Origin of the sequence: Brevundimonas sp., from assembly GCF_041648615.1 — a bacterium.
Taxonomy (GTDB): Bacteria; Pseudomonadota; Alphaproteobacteria; order Caulobacterales; family Caulobacteraceae; genus Brevundimonas.
The window spans coordinates 200781-216096 of record NZ_JBAZOS010000001.1; the positions used below are offsets into that span (position 1 = coordinate 200781).

Sequence of the window (15316 nt, forward strand, 5' to 3'; positions counted from 1 at the left end):
TTCCCTCGACTTGGTCTTGTTGTTGGGCGGAACGGTAGCGGCGCTTTGGGGCGACGCCAAAGAAAAAGGGCGGCGGCTCAGGAGAACCGCCGCCCGTGATCACATGCGATCAGGCTTCAGGATTCTGCGCGGATCAGAACTTCACGCCCACGGTGAAGGTGTAGGTCCGCGGCGCGCCGTAGAAGGCGATGATCGAGTTGCCGGTGATGGCGCCCGGGAAGTTGTAGCCCCCGGTCTTGTAACGCTCGTCGCTCAGGTTTTTGCCGTTCAGGGCCACCGTCCAGCGGTCGCTGGCCGAGGTCCAGACCGCGCTGGCGTCGTACATCCAGTAGGATTCCTGGTCCAGCAGCGGTGCGGCGGTCTCGAACTGCTGATAGGCGCCGCGATAGGCCGCCGACGGCGTGAAGTTCAGGTGCGAACCGTCCGAGAAGTTATGCGTGTAGGTGCCGCTGATCGAACCCGTCCATTCGGGCGTGTTCTGGAAGTCGCGCTGGGCCGACACGTCGACGAAGCAGCCCACCAGGGTCGGGCAGGTCGTGTTCAGCGGGCCGGTCGGAATGTAGGCCAGGAACTCGTCGAACTCGGCGTCGATGTAGCTCAGCATGCCGTGGAGGACGAGGTTGTCCGTGACGCGGAACTGGCCTTCGAACTCCCAGCCGCGGATCGAGGACGAACCGACGTTGTCGACCACCGAGGCCACGGTGGCGCCCGCCGGATACTGGGTCGTGATCTGCTGGTCCTCATAGGAAGAGTCGAACACGGCGGTGGCGAAGGTGAAGTTGTCGAACAGGCGGCCCTTCAGACCCAGTTCGATGGTCTCGACCGTTTCCGGCTCATAGCCGTTGACCGTGTTCGGATAGAGCACGGCGTCGCCGCGCATGTCGAAGCCGCCCGACTTGAAGCCGCGGCCCCAGGAGGCGTAGGCGGTCAGATCCTGCGTCATCTCGTAGGAGACGCTGACCCGGGGGGTGAACTCCTCGAACTCCTTGGTGTCCGTGTAGTTGGTGCGCGGAACGCCGAGCGGGACGGCGGCCGCGTTGCCGAAGTGGGGGCTGCGGATGCCGAGGTACTGCTGACGGAAGACGGTGCCCGTCTTCTCGTCATGGGTGAAGCGCCCGCCGACCGAGACCGACAGCTGTTCGGTGAGATCATAGGAGAAGTCGCCGAAGGCCGACCAGCTCTTGGTGTCGACGCTGCCCGAGGTCAGGGTGGTCAGGTTGGCGAGGCCCACGACGGTGTCGAAGGCGCCGGATGCGGTGGCGTCCAGGAAGAAGACGCCGGCCACGCCGGACCAGCGATCGCCTTCCATCAGCGCCTGGAATTCCTGGCTGAACTGGTCGTCGTCGTATTCAGCCGGGATGTCCAGGATCGGCGCGGCCTGGTTGTCGAAGTCGATGTTGCCGCGCGTCGTGCCGTCACGATAGGCGGTGATCGACTTGAGCGTCAGCCAGTCATTGGCTTCCCACTCGCCGGTCAGCGAGATGCCGCGGGTTTCGACCTCGTTCTTGTCGCCGGCGCCGGCGAAGGTGTCGTATTCATTGGCCGGGATCGGGGTGAACTCGCGGTGACCGTGCCGGGCGTTGGAGCCATCCTTCACATAGTCGGCGGCCAGGCGGAAGAACAGGCTGTCGGTCGGGGTCCATTCCGCACTGATGCGGGCCGCGGTGACATCCTTGTTGTAGTGTTCCGTTCCGGTGTTGCGGTTCGTGCCGAAGCCGTCACGCAGATAGCGCGCGACCGAGGCGGAGACGCCGAAATTCTCGGTGACGGGGCCGGCGATGCTGGCGACGGCGTCGAACTGGTCGTAGCTGCCATAGGAGCCGCGCATCGAGATCAACGGTTCGTCGCCGATCCGGCGCGTCACATATTTGATGGCGCCGCCGATGGTGTTGCGGCCGTACAGCGTGCCCTGCGGGCCGCGCAGCACTTCAATGCGTTCGACGTCGAAGATGTCCAGAACGGCGGCCTGGGGCCGGGCGACATAGACGTCGTCGATGTACAGGCCCACGCCCGGGTCGAAGCCCCAGAGCGGATCCTGCTGGCCGACGCCGCGGATGAAGGAGATCAGGGTCGAGTTCGAACCGCGCGCGGAGTTCAGCGTCAGGCTGGGCGTCGAACGCGCCAGTTCAGTGATGTCGGCGGAGCCGCGGTTCGCCAGCGTCTCGGCGCTGACGGCGGTGACGGCGACCGGCACGTCCTGCAGCGATTCCTCACGGCGGCGGGCGGTGACGACGACGTCGTCCAGGGAGGACGCGCCTTCCTGGGGAGCGGCGTCCTGCGCCATGGCGAAGGTGGAGAGCGCGCTCCAGGCGGCCCCCGCAAGCAAGGCAGTCTTAACGTAGCGATTCATGAGTAGCCCCAATCCTGTGATTTCCAGCCCAAGACGCTTTTATTCAGCGTTCAATGATTTTCCCGGAACGTAGTCGTTTTCAGCCGCCTGTCAAACGGCGCAGCTTCTCCGGCGTCAGCCGTTCCTCACCTGTGGCGCCGTTGCACAGGCGGGCGAATGGGGCCTAGCTTCACCGCCATGACCAAGCCTGTTGCGCCGGCCGCCAGACGCGGACGCCCCCCGAAAGCCAAGGCGGCCGGTTCCGCCGACACCCGCGACCTGATCCTCGACGCGTCCGAGGACCTGTTCTCCAAACATGGCTTCTATGGCGTGACGATCCGTGAAGTCGCGCGCGAGGCGGGGGTCGATACGGCGCTGGTGCACTATTATTTCGGGGCCAAGCGAGGGCTGTTCGACGCCGTGTTCCTCAGGCGGGCCGAGGTCTGGAACAACGAGCGGGTCGATGCGATCAATCGCTACGCCCGCGAGGCCGGCGAGGGGGGGATGACGCTGGAGGGTCTGCTGGAGGCTTTCCTGAGGCCGCCGTTCCAGTGGTCGCTGAAGGGCGGGCCGGGGTGGAAGCACTATTCCGCCCTGGTGGCCCAGACCAACGCCAATCCCACCTTCGGCGGCGAGACCATGGCCCGCTATTTCGACCCGGCGATCCGGCGGCTGATCGAGCTGATCAAACAGATCATGCCCGAGGCGCGGGAGGTCGATCTGTACTGGGCCTATCACAACCTGTCGGGGGCCCTGACCCTGACCCTGGGCGAGACCGGGCGGCTGGACCGGCTGTCGGGCGGGCTGTGCCGGTCGGGGGATCTGGAGAGCGCCTGCGACTATATGGTGCGGTTCGCGGCGGCGGGGTTCCGGGCGGTGTGCCTGCCTAGCGCAGACTGATCTCCAGACGGGCGCCGGCGGCCGGAAGATCGAAGGCGGCGGCGTCAAACGGCGGCGGGCCGAAGCGGCCCCGGGCGTCGCGGGAGAAGCCGTAGGCCTCCTTCGGCAGGCCGATCGGCCAGGTGCTGAGGCGGCCGTTCCCGTCGGTGTCATGGAAGACAGCGACGGCGTAGCGGCCGGGGGGCAGGCCGTCGAGCGTCGTGGTGGTGATCCGGCCGGTGCGGGGGACCAGGGCGGTGCGCACGGCGCCCTCGCCGCGGCGCAGGGAGTCGGCGTCGCGATAGACGGCGATGGCGATCCGCCCCCCGCTCGCGCGGGTCGACAGGGCCAGGGTCAGCTCGGCCGCAGCGGCGGGCGAGGCGGCCAGCAGCAGGGCGGCGGCGAACAGAGATGCGCGCTTCATTCCGGGTCCGTTTCGTGGTCTCAAGGGCGGATCGACAGACCACGCCCCGAGGGAACCGTCCAGCATGAGCGTGAGCGAGACCCGGGCCGATGTCGTGCGCATCGCCGTCGACCGGCGACTGTTGCGGGGGATCGCCGTCGCCCTGGCCGGCGGGGTGTTGTTGGCCCTGACCGGGGCGTTTGGCATGCACGACGTGTCACTGGCTTTCCGGCTGACATACTGGCTGCCGGTGATGCTGATGGGCGCCCTGTGGGGCCACCTGTGCTCGCGGCTGGTCGAACGGTATGTAGACATCGACGCGCGGCCGTGGCTGTCCGTGGCGTTGCTGACGCTGGTGATCTCCGGGCCGCTGGTGGTCATGGTCTGGGCCGCCACGGGCTGGTTCTTCGACGACGACCGATCGGTGACGCTGGCGCGACTGCCGGCCTTCATCGGCCCGGTGGTGGTGGTGACCGGGACGCTGAGCGCCCTGAACGTCTTTCTGGCCCGCACGCCGGTGCAGACCCACGCGGCGGTAGTCGGCGGCCAGCCGGCGCGGTTCCTGGACCGGGTGCCGTTCAGGCTCAGGGGCGCGGTCATCCGGGCCATCCAGTCCGAGGACCACTATCTGCGCATCCATACGGACCGCGGCTCGGACCTGATCCTGATGCGGCTGTCCGACGCCCTCGCCGAGCTGGAGGGGCTGGAGGGGGCCCAGACGCACCGCAGCTGGTGGGTGGCGAAGGACGCCGTGCGGGGCGTGAGCCGGCGCGACGGCCGGGCCACCCTGACGCTGGAGGGCGGGCTGGAGGCGCCGGTGAGCCGCCGCTATGCGAAGGCTCTGCGCGAGTCCGGCTGGTATTAGACCCGTCTCCATCTGGCCTACCCCGCCCAGATCCCGTGGAAGCCGGCGGGCAGGGCGACGTCGGCGCGCCAGCTGGCGACCGGCCCGTCAGAGACGCGGGCGGCGTCGAAGGCGTGGAGCTCGGTGACGCCCTCGCGCAGGTTGATCGACGGCGCCACCAGCCAGGCGTCGGTCTCGTCGGGGCCGCGGGGGACGATGACGGCCTCTTCCATGATCTGGCTGTCGCCGAAGCTGAAGGAGTCGGAACGGCCGCTGTTCCAGTCCCAGGTCGCGAGGCCGGTGGGCAGGGGGCGGTCGGGGCGCTCGCCGGCGACATGGACGGTCAGGCGGCGGGGCAGGCCGGCGCGGCGCGGGTCGCTTTTCGGGAACTCGGCGGTGACGCCGCTGGAGGCCATTTCGGCGCGGCCGTCGGTGTGCAGGGTGACGAGTTTCAGCACCGCGTGCTCGCCGGGGACGGAGCCGCGCTGTTCGACCAGCACCCGGGCGCCGTCGATGGCGAAGGCCACGTCCTTGCCGGCGGCGACGTCGAAGCGGATCGTCCCCGAGGCGTCCTCCCAGGCGTCGCCGAGATGGAAATAGCTGAAGGCCGGCAGGTCGAAGAGGCGGCGGCGCGACAGGTCGGCCTTGTCGATGACCAGGATCTGCGTGCCCAGCTCGGGCTTCCAGGCGAACTGGCTGGCGTAGGGCATGCCGCGGTGGTCGAAGACCCAGGGCTGGAGCACGAGGATCAGGTGGCGGCCCGTGGCGGTGAAGTCGTGCATATAGCTGGCGCGGGGCAGGTCGATGACCTGGGCCGCGTTCAGGCTGCGGTCGGCGTTCAGGCGCCAGACCACGGCCTGGCCGCCGTTCAGGCCGATGTTCCAGATCGTGCCGTCGGGGTCGTAACGCGGGTGGGCCTGGAAGGGCATGCCCTTGAGGTCGTCGCGCAGGGTGACGAACCGCTTCGTCGACAGGTCCGAGGCCGCCATGGCCAGGGGCGAGCCGCCCTCCCACAGGGCCCAGACCTCGTCGCCGGCCAGCATGACGGCGGTGTTGGCGGCGCTGGCGTCGTCGTTGGAGCCGATGCGGGCGCGGGCGTCGCCGGGGGTGCCGAAGCCGGGGGTGACCACGGCGCCGATCTCGCTCTCGAAGCGGCGTTTGGGCGTGTCGGCGAAGCGGGCGTCGAGCGTCACCTGGCCGCCGTTGACCCGGAAGGCCCGCATCAGGCCGTCGCCGTCGAACCAGTGGGTGGCGCTGCCGCCGGGACGGCGGAACTTGCCCGGGCCGTTGCGGAACAGGGTCCCGGTCAGGCCCGCCGGGGCGCGGCCGTGGACGAGGCGCATGGCCCGGGGGGCGACGTCGGCCTCGAGGTCGGCGGTAGCCAGGGCCCAGTCGGCCGAGGCCTGCATCGCGGCCATGGCGCGGACCGTCTCGGGCGCAGCCACGGCGGCGGACAGGGCGGCGGCGCCCATGAGGAAGGAGCGGCGGGAGGCTTGCATCGGACCCTCTCCCCTCAGCGGATGACGATGGTCTGGGCGGTCTCGCCCGAGACGGGGAAGCGGGCGCGGTCCCAGCGGGCGGGGCCCATGTTGCCGACGGCGTTGTTGGAGAAGGCGTAGGGCTCGGTGGGCAGGCCGAAGGGGTTGGTGTCCATCTGGCCGTCGCCGTCGACGTCGTGGAAGGCCTTCACCGCATAGTCGCCGGCGGGCAGGTTCTCGAACCGTGCGACCACGGGCCCGGAAGCGGGGACCATCGCCTGGGCGACGGCGGCGCCGCCTTCATAGTCGGCCTCGGAGTCATACAGGGCGACCATGACCGAGCCGGTGCGGGCCCCGGTCTCGAAGGTCAGGACGACGCTGGCGTCGTCGGGGCCGGGGGCGGTCAGCAGCAGCAGGGCGGCGGCGAGGGCGATCATGGCGCGGGTCCTTCAACAGGGCCCGACGACCGGGCCGTTGCGATGGACCGACCCTGCGGCGGCCGGGGCGGCGCCGCGACCGGGATTGCGGGGTCCGCCGGCCTGCGTTCGCGAACGGCGGCGGGCGTGCGTTCACGAAGCGCGAACGGACGGGCGGGTCCGGCGCCGCCCCTCCACCACGCGGGCTGAAGTCACCCGCGCGGTCCCGGGGGCGAGGCGGCCTAGCCGCAGGCGCAGACGGCCTCGCGGATGCAGGTCGAGGCGCCGCCGGACCCGGGCGCGGCGTAGCGATTGACGCCGGAGGCGCACCGCGCCGGTTGTCCGACGGGGCATACGGCGGTGCAGCCGCCGCAGACGCCGGTCGGAGCGGCGCTGCAGCCGCCCGCCTGGGCCGCGCCGGGGCCGGCCTCGACCCGGGTGATGACGGCGCCGACCTGGGTGGCGTGCTCGCCCGTCGGCTGGCCGAAGCTGCCGAGGAAGCCGGCGCCGGGAAGGCCGCCCGACGGCACGCAGGCCGCGAGCGCCAGGGCGAGGGTTGCGACAGCCAGAACGCGTTTGAACATCGGATCCTCCCCGGGACGGTCCTCCATGGTTAGGCGATCGCCGGTATCCGGGCAAGGCGTGGGGATGAGGGATGAGGGATGAGGAGCAAGGACGGGAGGTGACGGCGTCCACCTTCGCATCCCATAGTCCACGGGTTCGTACTCCCTCATCCCTCATCCCTCATCCCTCGCCCCTGAGACCCCCCCATGCCCAAGACCCTGTCCATCGACTTCGTCTCCGACATCGTCTGCCCCTGGTGCGTCGTCGGCCTGGGCGGGCTGCGGACGGCGCTGGCGGCGCTGAAGGCCGAGGGGATCGAGGCTGAGATCCGCTTCCAGCCGTTCGAGCTGAATCCGCAGATGGCGCCCGAGGGCGAGACCATCGTCGACCACATCGGCCGCAAATACGGCTCGACCCCCGAACAGTCGGCGGCCAACCGGGCCATGATCACCGAGCGGGCCGCCGAAGCCTGGCCGGGCTTCGACATGCGGATGGGGCCGGACAGCCGCATCTGGAACACCTTCGACGCCCACCGGCTGCTCCACTGGGCGGGGACGGTCGGCGAGGCGGAACAGGCGGCGCTGAAGGCGGCGCTGTTCACGGCCCATTTCACCGAGGGCCGGACGATGACGGACGCCGGGGTGCTGGCCGACGCGGCGGCGGCGGCGGGGCTGGACCGGGCGAAGGCGGTCGAGGTGCTGGCCGACGACCTTTACGCCGCCGAGGTGCGGGCGGCGGAGGACCTGTGGCGCTCGCGCGGGATCAACGCCGTGCCCGCCGTGGTGGTGGAGGGCAAGTGGCTGATCTCGGGCGGGCAGCCGGCGGCGGTGTTCGAGGAGGCCCTCAGGAAGATGGCCGCCGAGGGCTGAGGCGGCCCTCACGCGCCGGTCCCGGAAACACCGTTCACACCGTTCACATCGTGCGCATCGTGCGCCTCTCCGTGGGCCCATTGCAGGGCCTCGTCCTCGGCGATCAGCCGGTCGATCTCCCGGGCGTCGGCCTCGAGGACGGCGCGCACCCGGCGCCAGCGCAGGGCCTCGGCGGCGTCGCCGCGCAACACCGCCCGCATCATCCGCCGGTCGGCGACGAATTCGAGCTGGCGCAGCTCGACCTTGTCGAGGTCGCCGGCGACCCGGTCCTCCAGCAGCGCGCCCTCGTCCCACGGGTCCAGCCGGACCGGGGGCGCCCACGGCTGGTCGGCGCGCCGCCAGCCCTCGCTCGCCGCCCGCTTGCGCAGCGCGGTCAGCCCGACCCCGTGACGCCGGCAGCATTCGGGGGCGGAGATCCCGGCCAGATAGTCCTCGCGCACCTGCGCCCAGACCTCGTCGGGCGCGCTGCGCTGGCCGTTGGCGGGCGTCAGGGCGGGGATGGCGTGGGCGCGGTCGGGCATGGGGTCCTCCCTTGTGATCGCGGGGGAGGATAGAACGGCGGTACGTCAGATTTGGACGTGGGGGGCGGCCCTGCTTCCTGGACGAGGATGGCCAGCGAACTCTGATCCTTCTCCCGCAAGGGGAGAAGGGACGGATCAGGCCGCCTCGCCCTGCTTCGGCGTCGACAAGCCGTCGTCCGTGGCGGTGACCACGTGGCCCTTCCAGCCGGGGGGCGGGAGGAAGCGGCCGGACTGTTCCTCGCGCGTGCCGTGCTTAGGTGTGAGACCACGCGAAGTTTTAGCTACAACTGAGCGGTGCCATTATCCGTGGAATGGAAATCCGAATCGCTACGCGAGGTGGGACTGGTCTCGATGGATTCCCAACAATATCGTCTACGTCCTCACTGATCGAAGGGGCGAGGATCTCGTCACAGGGTATTGGATGAAGTTCGGCCGTTGGTGGTGGATGGAGCGCCGCAGGTTGTGGATGGTCGAACGCTGTCCGTTGAATGCGGGTTGGGAGAACGTACTGTGAACAACCGGTCCGATTCGCCGGTTTTTTCGCAGAAGGGGGCAGACATTGCCCGACTACACAGTTCGCATCGTCCTGCACGGGGCCACCGCCAGTGATTACCAACAACTGCATGAGTTGATGGGCAAAGCTGGCGCCCAACGGACCGTTCGTGGTTTAAATGGGAGGCTCTACGATCTGCCTGACGGCGAGTATGTTCTCTCAAACTCGTTGCCGGTGAGCAGGGTTATGGAGGCAGTGGCAGATATCGCCGGAAGCGTTAAACCTATGCCGCATCCATCTGTGCTGGTCACCGAGACCGTCCGTTGGGCGTGGCAATTGCGGCCTGTCCCAGGGCAATCTTGAGGGGGCTGAGGACCGGGTGTTCGTGAAGCGCTTGAGGCATTTTTTCCTCGGACTGATCTCGCGTACGTCCGAATTTGGCGTATGGCTGAGGCAGACTACGGGAAGGGGAGCGCTTCACCCGAGCTCAACGAGGATTGAGAACATGGCTGATAGATCGGATTTCCTGCTCCGCATGTATGAGCAGATGTTCAAGGACATAGCCCAAGCGTATACGGTGGTGTGGCAGTCCGCAGCGACGGTATTTGCGTCGTTTGCTGCTATTGCTCTGGCAGAGAAGGGCGTTCTCCCTATTGATATCGCCGTTTCGGTGGTTCTGTTAGTGCTTGCGTGGTTTAGACTTAACGTCATTGAATGTGCGTATTGGTATAATAGAAATTTATGTATAATCGCCAATATTGAGAAGCAATTTCTCTTGGTGTCGGACCTGAAGGATATCCAATATTATTTTGGAAGCCATCGTCCTGATAACAAAACCATCTCACACCTTAGGAATCAAGATTTTCTTGCTTACGGGCTTGGGATATTGATAATTGGCTACCATCTCTTTGTTCAAGTCTTGCCGGGCGCTGTTTCGCCAGCAAGCGTTTTTGATCCGATACGGATTCTTCCTTATATCGTGGCGCTTGTCTGCGTGATGTACCTGCGGGCTCGTCAAGAAAAACGAGACAAGGCCTACGAAGAATTTGTCACCAACTCGCCCGGCGTCAACGTGGACACCACCGGAGTGAGTTACGGCGTGGGGCATGGACACTAAGCCCATTCCGCTGAAGTTCGCGGCACATAGCAAACTCGTCCAGGATATCACTACCGCCCATGGCTGGCTTCCTGCCGCACGATATACAAATCTGAGGGACGTTAGGTCGTACCCAAAGCTCGGATTTCTAGATATCGAGTGGAAAAATTACGATCTTGAATCTCATATTCGCGCGGCTGAGAAAACGCGCCCCCACATTACGATTGCGCGAGATGTAGAAAATCTCGAATCCCTGTCAGAAATTCTTGACGAGGCCGATGCTCTTCTTGCGTTCTCTGAGAGAGTGGCCATCGTTCCCAAGGACGAACGATTCAATGGTCATCGGCTTGCGGACCTGATTCCGCCTAGGTTCATGCTCGCTTACAGCGTGCCTAGCCGATATGGCGGCACCAAGGTCCCGCCAGAGCTTTTCGACCGCGATACGCACCTTCTCGGAGGTTCTCCCGCACGGCAGTTGGATTTGGCGGACAAGCTCCAAGTCTATTCGCTCGACTGCAATCGATTCACGATCGACGCGAAGTTCGGTGATAGATTCGACGGGACCCGGTTCATTACTGCTCGCCATCTCGGCTATAGGGAATGCCTTCGGCAATCGGTTGTTGCGATCAACGATGCGTGGGTAGCGGCGGCAGAGCGTAAGGCTGCCGCCTAATTCCTCACACCTTCACCTCCACCACCCCGCCCCCGGCCCTGAACTTCGCGCTCATCTCCGCCATCCCGGCCTCCGCTTCCGCCAGCGAACCGCCCGCGTCGTTCTGCGCCGCCGCGTCCCTGCGGATGTCCTGGCTGATCTTCATCGAGCAGAATTTCGGGCCGCACATGCTGCAGAAGTGCGCCGTCTTGTGGGCCTCTTTCGGCAGGGTGGCGTCGTGGTATTTCCGCGCCGTTTCGGGGTCGAGGCCGAGGTTGAACTGGTCTTCCCAGCGGAACTCGAACCGGGCGCGGCTGAGGGCGTCGTCGTGCAGGCGGGCGGCCGGGTGGCCCTTGGCCAGGTCGGCGGCGTGGGCGGCGATCTTGTAGGTGATGACGCCGTCCTTGACGTCCTGACGGTCGGGCAGGCCGAGGTGCTCCTTGGGCGTGACGTAGCAGAGCATGGCCGTGCCGAACCAGCCGATCATGGCCGCGCCGATGGCGCTGGTGATGTGGTCGTAGCCGGGGGCGATGTCGGTGGTCAGGGGCCCGAGCGTATAGAAGGGCGCCTCGTGGCAGTGTTTCAGCTGCTCATCCATGTTGGCCTTGATCTTGTGCATCGGCACATGGCCGGGGCCCTCGATCATGACCTGGCAGCCCTTGGCCCAGGCGATTTTGGTCAGCTCGCCGAGGGTGCGCAGCTCGGCGAACTGGGCCTCGTCATTGGCGTCGGCGATGGAGCCGGGGCGCAGGCCGTCGCCCAGGGAGAAGCTGACATCGTAGGCCCGCATGATGTCGCAGATGTCCTCGAAATGCTCGTAGAGGAAGGACTCGCGGTGATGCGACAGGCACCATTTGGCCATGATGGAGCCGCCGCGTGAGACGATGCCGGTGACGCGTCTGGCGGTCATCGGCACGAAGGGCAGGCGGACGCCGGCGTGGATGGTGAAATAGTCGACGCCCTGTTCGGCCTGTTCGATCAGGGTGTCGCGATAGACCTCCCAGGTCAGGTCCTCGGCGACGCCGTTGACCTTCTCCAGCGCCTGGTAGATCGGCACGGTGCCGATGGGGACGCTGGAGTTGCGGATGATCCAGTCGCGGATGTTGTGGATGTTGCGGCCGGTCGACAGGTCCATGACGTTGTCGGCGCCCCAGCGGGTGGCCCAGACCAGCTTGTCGACCTCGTCGTCGACGGAGGACAACACCGCGCTGTTGCCGATGTTCGCATTGATTTTGACGAGGAAGTTCCGGCCGATGATCATCGGCTCCACTTCCGGGTGGTTGATGTTGTGCGGGATGATGGCGCGGCCGCGGGCGATTTCCTGACGCACGAACTCGGGGGTGACGAAGTCGGGGATGCTGGCGCCGAAATCCTCGCCGTCGCGGATGCAGGGGGCGGACTGTTCGCGGCGCAGGTTCTCGCGGATGGCGACGTATTCCATCTCGGGGGTGATGATGCCGGCTTTCGCGTATTCGTACTGGGTGACCGGGCGGCCCTCGACGCCCTTGAAGACCTTGTGGTGCGAGGTGTCGAAACGGGGGGCGAGGGTCTTGCCGCTGGCGTGGCCGTTGTCCTCGGGCTTGACCTCGCGCGGGTTGAGGACGGGGGCGATGTCGCCGCGGTCGAGCTGCCAGCTGGACTTCACCAGCGGCAGGCCGCGCTGGATGTCGATGGTGACCGTCGGGTCGGTGTAGGGGCCCGAGGAATCGTAGATGGTCACCGGCGGCTCATTGGCCGAGGGGTGGACGGCGACCTCGCGGAAGGGGACGCGGATGTCGGGATACAGCTGGCCGGCGACATAGACCTTGCGCGATCCGGCGCGTTCGCCGGTCGGGATGGTCCCGGTCTCGCGCATCACTTCCTCGCGCGCGTCTTTCAGCGACAGATCGACGTTGGGCTCGTGCGGCAGTTCGGGCGGGGTGACGGCGATGTTCATGGCGGCCTCTCTTTGGAGGTCCGCCGGCGTCGGCAGGGGGGTCCTGTAGCGTGGACCGAAGCGTTTCCCATCCCTTCGCCGGCATGACCCGGATCAGGTTCGACGGGTCAGGCGAATACGCCAATCTCAGCCGCTTGGATGCGACCCCCCGGAGAACGGGGCGACCCTACGCCCGACCGGCGCGGGCTTCAACGGCCATGGCTCAGGGCTCGGACCAGCCGCGCACGGTCAGGTCGAGCCGGCCCTGGTGCGGGTCCTCGCGGAACAGCAGGTTCAGCGTCTCGACGCCGCCGCCGGGGGCGTAGTCGAGGGTCGCGGTCGCGGTCTCGGGCGCGCCGGCCGGCGGGGTCAGGACGCCCTCGACCTCGACGGCGGCGGCGGTCTGGCGGCCGCTGTTGCGGACCTCGACCTCGACCCGGAAGCCGGCGCCGACCGGGGTCACCGACACGGCGCGGGCCGTCAGGACAGGCGGCGAGGCGGGGGTCAGGGCGGAGACGGCCAGCACGATCAGGACCCCGACGGTCACGGCCAGGCCCAGGCCGGCGACGACCCACTCAAGCCAGGGTCTGGACGCGGGCGACTTCGGGGCGGGGGCGGGTTTTCGGGCCATGGGACTAGACCAGCAGCCGCGCGACGGCGGCCCCGAGAGCGGCGGGGAAGGCGAGCACCGCGGTGGTGGAGACGATCATCGACGGCGCCTGGCCGTCCAGCCGGCCGAACACCCACAGCACCAGCAGGCTGACCCCTATGGCGATGGCGTAGCCGACGAGGGTGAAGCGGACCAGGGCCGCGCCGGGGTCGCCGGCCGACTCCTGGCCCGCGAAGCCCACGGTGAACACCAGCAGGTGCAGCAGGCCGATCGAGACGAGGGCCAGCAGCAGGATCTGCCAGCCGGCCATCTGGTAGCCGATCAGGATGACCTCCTCCGTCGGGGCGACGTTGAAGGCCAGGACCAGGGCGCCGGCGGCCATCAGGAACAGCTCGCCGTGATAGGGGGCCGTGTCCTCGGCGCCCTTGCCGGCGCCGAGCTGGCGGCGGGCGAGGGTGGCCCCGAAGGCGGCGGGCATGGCCTGCAGGGTGATCCGCCCCAGGGCCTCGCCGGCGCTGACCTCGGGGCCCAGCAGGCCGAACAGGGCGAGGAAGGCGGTGGCGGTGACGAAGCCGACGGCGAGGGCCGACAGGGTGTTGAACACGTCGTTGCGCCAGCCGCGCCGGGCGTCGAAGCCGGCGTAGTCGGACAGGCCGTAGAGCAGCGGCAGGGTCAGCAGGACGAAGGCGATCAGCCGCGCCGGCGGGATGGAGACGCCGAACGCCCACATCTCCATCGTCATCAACAGGGGGAAGGTGAAGATCAGCGCCCCGCCGAAGGCCCGGCCGAGGCCGGCGGCCCAGGCGCGTTCGGCGGCTGGGTCGAGGTTGAGAAGCGCGGTCATGGTCGCCCAACGCGCCGGGACGACGGCGGCTCCCGCGTCAGTCGGGGAAGGCCAGCAGCAGGCGGTCGAGGGCGGCCTCGGCGCGGGGCCAGCCCTCGGCGTCGAGGGTCAGGCCGGCGACGGCGCCGCGGCGCTCGGCCGACAGGGCCAGCTGCTGGACGGCGGCCAGCAGGACGGCGTTGAGGGCGGTCGGGTCGCCCTCGGGCGGGACGCGCAGGCGGGGCCGGCGCTCGCGCATCCAGGTCTGCAGCACGGCGGCGCGCTCGGCCTCGATGCGGCGCAGCAGGTCGGAGTCCTCGACCAGGGCCCAGGCCATCAGACGCAGGCTCAGCGGGCTGGCGCGCAGGGCGGCCAGCCAGGTCAGCAGGCTGATGCGGGCGAAGGTGCGCAGGGAGGCGGTCTCGACCTGGGGGATGGAGGCGAGGCTGGCGGTCAGGGCGGCGTGGGCGCGCCCGGCGATGCGGTCGACCACCCCGTCGGCGCCGTCGAAATAGCGATAGACCAGCTTGCGGTCGCAGCCGGCCTCGGCGGCCAGGGTCTGGACGTTCAGGCCGGGAAAGCCGTGGCGCAGCAGGAGGCGCTCGCCCGCCGCCACGATGGCGGCCTCGGTGGCGCTGCGGTCGCGCAATCTGATCGGCGATTCGGCCATCCGCGCAGCATCGGGCCGCGCGACGTGAGTCGGCAAGCGGCGCCGGCCCAGGCTGTGGAGAAGAAGAAAGCGGCCCGGTCCGCGTCGGGGGGCGTGGCGGAGACCGGGCCGCTGAGGACTCTGTCGAGCGCGCATCGCCGCAAGGTCCGATCGATAAACCGCGGTTTGCGAAAACCGTTCCTCGCGTTCCGAAAAATTCCGGGCGACGTTTCGGGGGCGGGCCTCGGGAAACGGACGTTTCCGTTTGAAGACAAATCTTTGGGGATTGCGCAACCGCAAGGCGGGTTCGACATTAATCGTCGGCGACCGTTTACGACCGTTGAGGAACCCATGAGTTTGCGTCTGGAACGGCTGGTGTATGAAAGCACCGCCACGGGTACGACCACTTCGATCGGCAACCTCGCCGTCATCCTGGCCGAGTCCCAGCGCAACAACGATCGCGATGGTCTGACCGGGGCGCTGGCGGCGCATAGGGACCGCTATATCCAGGTCATCGAGGGCCCGGCCCAGACCCTCGACGCCCTGCTGCGCCGGCTGGAAAACGATCCCCGCCATCGCGACATCGTCCTGATGGGCCGCGAGCCGATCACCGCGCGCCTGTTCGGGCGCTGGACCATGGCCAGCGCGCGGATCACGCCGGCGCACGGGGCCGCCCTGGACAGCCTGATCGACCACGACGACCTGACCCCCGCCCGGGTGATCCGCATCCTGCTGGACGCCCTGGACGTCGTTCGCGTCAACTGAGCGCAGCGAG

16 protein-coding genes and 1 riboswitch are annotated in these 15316 nt (G+C 68.0%); of the genes, 6 read left to right on the top strand and 10 right to left on the bottom strand.

Annotated elements, in window-relative coordinates:
• Window positions 1-133: 133 nt before the first annotated feature.
• Entirely contained in the window at window positions 134-2350 is a 2217-nt protein-coding gene (locus tag WC555_RS00985; protein ID WP_373250358.1) for a TonB-dependent receptor, read from the bottom strand.
• A gap of 177 nt (window positions 2351-2527) precedes the next feature.
• On the opposite strand from WC555_RS00985, the gene WC555_RS00990 reads away from it, so the two are divergent.
• Entirely contained in the window at window positions 2528-3229 is a 702-nt protein-coding gene (locus WC555_RS00990) for a TetR/AcrR family transcriptional regulator (RefSeq protein ID WP_373250359.1), read from the top strand.
• On the opposite strand, the gene WC555_RS00995 is transcribed toward WC555_RS00990, so the two are convergent.
• Window positions 3216-3632, bottom strand: a complete 417-nt coding sequence (locus tag WC555_RS00995; protein WP_373250360.1) for a DUF2141 domain-containing protein — start codon at window positions 3630-3632, stop codon at window positions 3216-3218. The two genes, WC555_RS00990 and WC555_RS00995, sit on opposite strands and share 14 nt — an antisense overlap.
• A 64-nt stretch (window positions 3633-3696) precedes the next feature.
• Between WC555_RS00995 and WC555_RS01000 the strand changes: the two genes are divergently transcribed.
• Complete coding sequence (locus WC555_RS01000; RefSeq protein WP_373250361.1) at window positions 3697-4476, top strand: LytTR family DNA-binding domain-containing protein; 780 nt, start codon at window positions 3697-3699, stop codon at window positions 4474-4476.
• A gap of 17 nt (window positions 4477-4493) precedes the next feature.
• Here WC555_RS01000 and WC555_RS01005 read toward each other — a convergent pair whose 3' ends face one another.
• The 3 genes from WC555_RS01005 to WC555_RS01015 all read right to left on the bottom strand — a co-directional run bounded on the left by WC555_RS01005 (window position 4494) and on the right by WC555_RS01015 (window position 6933).
• Window positions 4494-5954: a carotenoid oxygenase family protein gene (locus WC555_RS01005; RefSeq protein ID WP_373250362.1), complete on the bottom strand. Its 1461-nt coding sequence runs from the start codon at window positions 5952-5954 to the stop codon at window positions 4494-4496.
• Between the two features lie 14 nt (window positions 5955-5968).
• Window positions 5969-6370 carry a DUF2141 domain-containing protein gene (locus WC555_RS01010; RefSeq protein WP_373250363.1) on the bottom strand — a complete coding sequence of 134 codons (402 nt, stop codon included), beginning with the start codon at window positions 6368-6370 and terminating at the stop codon, window positions 5969-5971.
• A 221-nt stretch (window positions 6371-6591) separates the two neighbouring features.
• A complete protein-coding gene (locus tag WC555_RS01015; protein ID WP_373250364.1) occupies window positions 6592-6933 on the bottom strand; it encodes a hypothetical protein in 342 nt (113 codons plus the stop codon).
• A gap of 186 nt (window positions 6934-7119) precedes the next feature.
• On the opposite strand from WC555_RS01015, the gene WC555_RS01020 reads away from it, so the two are divergent.
• Window positions 7120-7782 carry a DsbA family oxidoreductase gene (locus WC555_RS01020; RefSeq protein WP_373250365.1) on the top strand — a complete coding sequence of 221 codons (663 nt, stop codon included), beginning with the start codon at window positions 7120-7122 and terminating at the stop codon, window positions 7780-7782.
• A gap of 8 nt (window positions 7783-7790) precedes the next feature.
• Here WC555_RS01020 and WC555_RS01025 read toward each other — a convergent pair whose 3' ends face one another.
• Entirely contained in the window at window positions 7791-8303 is a 513-nt protein-coding gene (locus tag WC555_RS01025; protein WP_373250366.1) for a hypothetical protein, read from the bottom strand.
• A 998-nt stretch (window positions 8304-9301) separates the two neighbouring features.
• Here WC555_RS01025 and WC555_RS01030 point away from each other — a divergent pair.
• Both WC555_RS01030 and WC555_RS01035 read left to right on the top strand, forming a co-directional pair.
• Entirely contained in the window at window positions 9302-9913 is a 612-nt protein-coding gene (locus tag WC555_RS01030; protein WP_373250367.1) for a hypothetical protein, read from the top strand.
• A complete protein-coding gene (locus tag WC555_RS01035) occupies window positions 9903-10565 on the top strand; it encodes a DUF6610 family protein (protein ID WP_373250368.1) in 663 nt (220 codons plus the stop codon). Before WC555_RS01030 ends, WC555_RS01035 begins: the two co-directional genes overlap by 11 nt.
• 4 nt (window positions 10566-10569) lie before the next feature.
• Here WC555_RS01035 and thiC read toward each other — a convergent pair whose 3' ends face one another.
• The 4 genes from thiC to WC555_RS01055 all read right to left on the bottom strand — a co-directional run bounded on the left by thiC (window position 10570) and on the right by WC555_RS01055 (window position 14562).
• Window positions 10570-12399, bottom strand: coding sequence for a phosphomethylpyrimidine synthase ThiC (gene thiC / locus WC555_RS01040; protein WP_373250468.1), 1830 nt, complete (start codon window positions 12397-12399; stop codon window positions 10570-10572).
• A 133-nt stretch (window positions 12400-12532) separates the two neighbouring features.
• A riboswitch (TPP riboswitch) is annotated at window positions 12533-12641 on the bottom strand.
• Between the two features lie 41 nt (window positions 12642-12682).
• Window positions 12683-13090 (bottom strand): hypothetical protein, encoded by a 408-nt coding sequence (locus WC555_RS01045; protein ID WP_373250369.1) that lies wholly within the window; start codon window positions 13088-13090, stop codon window positions 12683-12685.
• Window positions 13091-13094: 4 nt separating this feature from the next.
• A complete protein-coding gene (locus WC555_RS01050; protein ID WP_373250370.1) occupies window positions 13095-13913 on the bottom strand; it encodes a TIGR02587 family membrane protein in 819 nt (272 codons plus the stop codon).
• A 37-nt stretch (window positions 13914-13950) separates the two neighbouring features.
• On the bottom strand, window positions 13951-14562 hold the full coding sequence (locus WC555_RS01055) for a TetR/AcrR family transcriptional regulator (protein WP_373250371.1): 612 nt from the start codon (window positions 14560-14562) through the stop codon (window positions 13951-13953).
• Between the two features lie 330 nt (window positions 14563-14892).
• Between WC555_RS01055 and WC555_RS01060 the strand changes: the two genes are divergently transcribed.
• Window positions 14893-15306, top strand: a complete 414-nt coding sequence (locus WC555_RS01060; protein ID WP_373250373.1) for a BLUF domain-containing protein — start codon at window positions 14893-14895, stop codon at window positions 15304-15306.
• The last annotated feature ends 10 nt before the right edge of the window (window positions 15307-15316 follow it).

Coding starts and splice junctions, on each gene's coding strand:
- WC555_RS01015 (WP_373250364.1), bottom strand. CDS start 6,933: ATGTTCAAACGCGTTCTGGCTGTCGCAACCCTCGCCCTGGCGCTCGCG.
- WC555_RS00985 (WP_373250358.1), bottom strand. CDS start 2,350: ATGAATCGCTACGTTAAGACTGCCTTGCTTGCGGGGGCCGCCTGGAGC.
- WC555_RS00990 (WP_373250359.1), top strand. CDS start 2,528: ATGACCAAGCCTGTTGCGCCGGCCGCCAGACGCGGACGCCCCCCGAAA.
- WC555_RS01055 (WP_373250371.1), bottom strand. CDS start 14,562: ATGGCCGAATCGCCGATCAGATTGCGCGACCGCAGCGCCACCGAGGCC.
- thiC (WP_373250468.1), bottom strand. CDS start 12,399: ATGCGCGAGACCGGGACCATCCCGACCGGCGAACGCGCCGGATCGCGC.
- WC555_RS01060 (WP_373250373.1), top strand. CDS start 14,893: ATGAGTTTGCGTCTGGAACGGCTGGTGTATGAAAGCACCGCCACGGGT.
- WC555_RS01035 (WP_373250368.1), top strand. CDS start 9,903: ATGGACACTAAGCCCATTCCGCTGAAGTTCGCGGCACATAGCAAACTC.
- WC555_RS01045 (WP_373250369.1), bottom strand. CDS start 13,090: ATGGCCCGAAAACCCGCCCCCGCCCCGAAGTCGCCCGCGTCCAGACCC.
- WC555_RS01010 (WP_373250363.1), bottom strand. CDS start 6,370: ATGATCGCCCTCGCCGCCGCCCTGCTGCTGCTGACCGCCCCCGGCCCC.
- WC555_RS01025 (WP_373250366.1), bottom strand. CDS start 8,303: ATGCCCGACCGCGCCCACGCCATCCCCGCCCTGACGCCCGCCAACGGC.
- WC555_RS01030 (WP_373250367.1), top strand. CDS start 9,302: ATGGCTGATAGATCGGATTTCCTGCTCCGCATGTATGAGCAGATGTTC.
- WC555_RS01050 (WP_373250370.1), bottom strand. CDS start 13,913: ATGACCGCGCTTCTCAACCTCGACCCAGCCGCCGAACGCGCCTGGGCC.
- WC555_RS01000 (WP_373250361.1), top strand. CDS start 3,697: ATGAGCGTGAGCGAGACCCGGGCCGATGTCGTGCGCATCGCCGTCGAC.
- WC555_RS00995 (WP_373250360.1), bottom strand. CDS start 3,632: ATGAAGCGCGCATCTCTGTTCGCCGCCGCCCTGCTGCTGGCCGCCTCG.
- WC555_RS01020 (WP_373250365.1), top strand. CDS start 7,120: ATGCCCAAGACCCTGTCCATCGACTTCGTCTCCGACATCGTCTGCCCC.
- WC555_RS01005 (WP_373250362.1), bottom strand. CDS start 5,954: ATGCAAGCCTCCCGCCGCTCCTTCCTCATGGGCGCCGCCGCCCTGTCC.